Here is a 220-nt window from a genome sequence, read left to right as displayed (position 1 = left end):
TCGACGAGCACCTGGACATGCTCATGGTCTGCCATCACCTGGACCCCAGCATCGCCGAGGACGTGGCCTTCGCCGAAAGCCGCATTCGCCGCGAGACCATTGCCGCCGAAGACATCCTGCACGACCTCGGCGCGTTCTCCATGATCAGCTCCGACAGCCAGGCCATGGGCCGGGTCGGCGAGGTGATCACGCGCACTTGGCAGACCGCCGACAAGATGAA

The 220-nt window shown here is 64.5% G+C and carries 1 protein-coding gene; it reads left to right on the top strand.

The window, feature by feature from the left end:
• Positions 1 to 220 (top strand): amidohydrolase family protein (locus B2V21_RS11920; RefSeq protein WP_286916948.1); only part of this gene is annotated, 220 nt, incomplete at both ends.

Source organism: Pseudomonas sp. UBA6276 (assembly GCF_002438365.1).
Taxonomy (GTDB): domain Bacteria; phylum Pseudomonadota; class Gammaproteobacteria; order Pseudomonadales; family Pseudomonadaceae; genus Aquipseudomonas; species Aquipseudomonas coleopterorum.
This window is presented reverse-complemented; position numbering and strand designations above follow the sequence as displayed.